Origin of the sequence: Nonomuraea sp. SBT364, from assembly GCF_001083785.1 — a bacterium.
Lineage (GTDB): Bacteria > Actinomycetota > Actinomycetes > Streptosporangiales > Streptosporangiaceae > Nonomuraea.
Genome location: NZ_LAVL01000314.1, coordinates 1 through 3,294, shown reverse-complemented (window position 1 = coordinate 3,294; position 3,294 = coordinate 1). Strand labels below are relative to the sequence as shown.

Here is a 3,294-nt window from a genome sequence, read left to right as displayed (position 1 = left end):
GCACGGGCTGGCCGGGATGCGGGAGCGGGCCGCCGCCGTCGGCGGGGAGCTGCGGGCCGGGCCCGGCGCGGGCGGCGGGTTCGTCGTCGAGGCGACGCTGCCGGGAGCCGCCGCGTGATCCGCGTCGTCGTCGCCGACGACCACCTCGTCGTCCGCACCGGCTTCGCCGAACTGCTCGGCACCCAGCCGGACTTCACCGTCGTCGCGACCGCCGCCGACGGCGCCGAGGCGGTGCGGGCCTGCCGCGAGCACGCCCCCGACGTCGTCCTCATGGACGTCCGCATGCCGGGCATGGACGGCATCGAGGCCACCCGCCGCCTGGCCGGTCCGGGCGGGCCGCGCGTGCTCATCCTGACGACGTTCGACCTGGACGAGTACGTGTACGACGCGCTGCGCGCCGGAGCCAGCGGCTTCCTGCTGAAGGACGTGACCGCCGAGCGGCTGTTCGACGCGGTCCGGGTCGTCGCGGCGGGGGAGGCGCTGCTGGCCCCGGCCGTGACCCGGCGTCTCATCGACGAGTTCGCCCGGCTCCGCCCCGAGAGCGCGGTCGCTTCACTGGCGGGGCTCACCCCGCGCGAGACCGAGGTCCTGCGGCTGGTCGCGGAGGGGCTGTCCAATCCCGAGATCGCCGCCCGGCTGACGATCACGGAGGAGACGGTCAAGACGCACGTGAGCCGCGTGCTCGGCAAGCTCGGGCTGCGTGACCGCACGCAGGCCGTCGTCGCCGCCTACGAGACGGGTCTCGTCGTCCCGCGCAGCCGCCCATAACACCGTAATAGGGGCAAATTGATTCGTCCCCGGGCGGCCAGTCACGCCTTACCGTGACAGCACCCCCAACTTTCGGAGGAGGCTCCATGTCAAGAGCCTTACGCGCCCTGCTCGCCCTCGTCCTCGGGCTCACCGTCCTGCTGGTCAGCTCGCCCGCGCAGGCGGTCAGGGTGCTCAGGTACGACGCGTCCAGGGCCGCCGAGTTCCGGGGCGCGGTCGACCAGGCCGCGCAGATCTGGAACTCCAGCGTCGTCAACGTCCGGCTGGTGCCGGGCACCCCCGCCCATTTCATCGTGTACGCCGACAACGGCTGGCCGCGCGCGATGCCCACCAGCCTGGGCCGGGGAACCGTCTGGATGGGCCGGCAGGCCACCGCCCAGGGCCACAACGCGCTGCGCATCGCCACCCACGAGATCGGCCACATCCTGGGCCTGCCCGACCGGCGCACCGGCCGCTGCTCCGACCTGATGTCCGGGGCGAGCGCGGGCACCTCCTGCACCAATCCGTACCCGAACGCGGCCGAACGCGCCGAGGTCGACGGCAACTTCGCCGGGGCCACGCCGCAGGTGGAGTTCGACCGGCTGCACGTGAATCGCTGACGCCCTGTTGCGCGACGGCCCGATCGCTGTTGCGCTGGACGTCATGGCACGAGTTCTCCAGGCCGTCACGGTGCTCGCCGTGACGGCGGCGGCCGGCCCGTCGGGGGTGGGCCGCGCCGCCGAACTGCGTTACACCGGCGCGATGATCTCGCCCGTCGTGGTCGCCGACAGCACGCGCCACGCGCGGCACGGCGACGTCCTGTCCGCGGGCGGCGGCCGTCTGCTGGCCCCCGGCGGGGCGTTCCTGCGTTTCCCGGCCGGCCCCTGTCACGCGCCTCCGTGCCCGCAGGCGATCGTCGTGCCGCGAGCGCCGGGCCGGCTCGGCGGGCCGGGCCCGTTCGCCTTCGGGGCCGCCGTCCGGCTGACGGCCGAGCCGTCGCGGGCCGCCGGGATGAACGTGTGGCAGTACGGCCTGGCCGGGCCCGGTCACGCGCAGTGGAAGCTGCAGGTGGACGGGGGAGTGCCCACGTGCCGCTGGTCGGACGGGGCCGGCGTGGTGCTGGTACGTCCCGGGACGCTGCGGCTGCGGGTGGGACGCTGGTACGTGCTGCGGTGCGCCCGGGTGTCGCCCGTGCTGTTCGAGCTGCGGGTGCTCGACCGGGGGACCGGGGCGCCGGTCGTGGCGCCCGCCTACGAGGTGGGGAAGCTGGGTGCGATCCAGCCGCAGGGGATGCCCACGATCGGCGGCAAACGGGTCGATTCCGGCCAGGACGACCGGCAGACCGACCAGTTTCACGGCGACCTGGACGACGTGTATTTCGCCTACAAGTGATCTACTTTGTAAAGGCGCCGGGATCGTTCATGAAGCTCATCGAACAAACCCGACAATCCCCACCGAATGCACCAGCAGAGATCTGCTGAATCATTGCCGTGCGTCACGGCTCTTGCGCAGACGGTCGGGAAGGGGCGGAACAGGGGGAGGTGGCCCGTTGGGAACGTCCGTGTGGATCGAGATGCTGGGCTGTGACCTGCGGGTCGTCGACAGCGGCCGGTTCGCGGAGCGGCGCGGCGGGCTGGCGCTGCCGGCGGGGAGCGGGCTGAGTGACCTGATGGCCGCCCCGGCGGCGAAGGAGGCCGAGCGCCGGTTGCGTGACGTGCTGGCGACGGGTGAGCCGCTGGTGAACTGGCGGCAGGTCATCCGGGCGCGGCAGCCGGGCGGGGAGGAGCGGCGGGTGTGGCTGTCGGCGTTCCGGATGGAGGAGGGCGGGCAGCCGAAGGGGGTGCTGCTGGTCTTCGCCGAGCTGGGGGTCGGCGGGCCGGGAGAGCGGCTGGAGTTGTTGTACCGGTCGGCGGCGAGCATCGGCGCGTCGCTGGACGTGGTGGCGACGGCTGAGGACCTGGCGGGGGTCCTGGTGCCGGATCTGGCGGACCTGGCGGCGGTGGACCTGGCGGACGCGGTGCTGAACGGCGAGGAGCCGTCGCCGGTGGAGGCGGGGATGGCGCTGCGGTTCCACCGGTGCGCGGTGAGCGGGCCGTGGCCCGAGGGGACGGCCGAGGCGGGGTGGGAGTTGCCGCCGATCCCTGAGTTGCGTCAGCGGCAGGAGTTCTGGCTGGGGCAGTCGTTGTTGTCGATGTCGGGTGACGAGGCGGCGGGGCTGCTGGGGGATCGGCCGGAGCTGGTGCGGCTGCTGGTGCCCGAGGGCGCTCGGGCGATGTTGTGCGCGCCGTTGCGGGCGCGGGGGTTGTTGCTGGGCGCGGTGACGTTGTGGCGGCTTGTGGGGTCGGACCCGTTCGACGACGAGGACACGCGGTTGCTGGCGGAGATCGCTTCGCGGGCGGCGCTGGGGCTGGACAACGCGCGTCGTTACGCGCAGGAGCATCGGGCGGCGGTGACGTTGCAGCGGAGTCTGCTGCCGCAGGTGCCGACGTCGCTGACGGCCGCGGAGACGGCCGGGGCGTACGTGCAGGCGGGCGGGGCCTCCGGGGT

General features: G+C 73.5%; 4 protein-coding genes. All 4 read left to right on the top strand.

Annotated features, from left to right (window positions below):
* The first annotated feature begins 114 nt into the window (after positions 1–114).
* Positions 115–768 carry a response regulator gene (locus ADY59_RS46885; protein WP_049577736.1) on the top strand — a complete coding sequence of 218 codons (654 nt, stop codon included), beginning with the start codon at positions 115–117 and terminating at the stop codon, positions 766–768.
* Positions 769–854: 86 nt separating this feature from the next.
* On the top strand, positions 855–1,367 hold the full coding sequence (locus ADY59_RS46880) for a snapalysin family zinc-dependent metalloprotease (protein ID WP_049577733.1): 513 nt from the start codon (positions 855–857) through the stop codon (positions 1,365–1,367).
* Between the two features lie 43 nt (positions 1,368–1,410).
* Positions 1,411–2,139: a hypothetical protein gene (locus tag ADY59_RS46875; RefSeq protein WP_156326173.1), complete on the top strand. Its 729-nt coding sequence runs from the start codon at positions 1,411–1,413 to the stop codon at positions 2,137–2,139.
* 157 nt (positions 2,140–2,296) lie between these two features.
* Positions 2,297–3,294: GAF domain-containing protein (locus ADY59_RS46870; RefSeq protein ID WP_156326172.1), on the top strand; the 998-nt coding region annotated here is incomplete at its 3' end.

Bases quoted from the DNA above. Each gene is read 5' to 3' on its own strand.
- ADY59_RS46880 (WP_049577733.1), top strand. From the start codon at position 855: ATGTCAAGAGCCTTACGCGCCCTGCTCGCCCTCGTCCTCGGGCTCACC.
- ADY59_RS46875 (WP_156326173.1), top strand. From the start codon at position 1,411: ATGGCACGAGTTCTCCAGGCCGTCACGGTGCTCGCCGTGACGGCGGCG.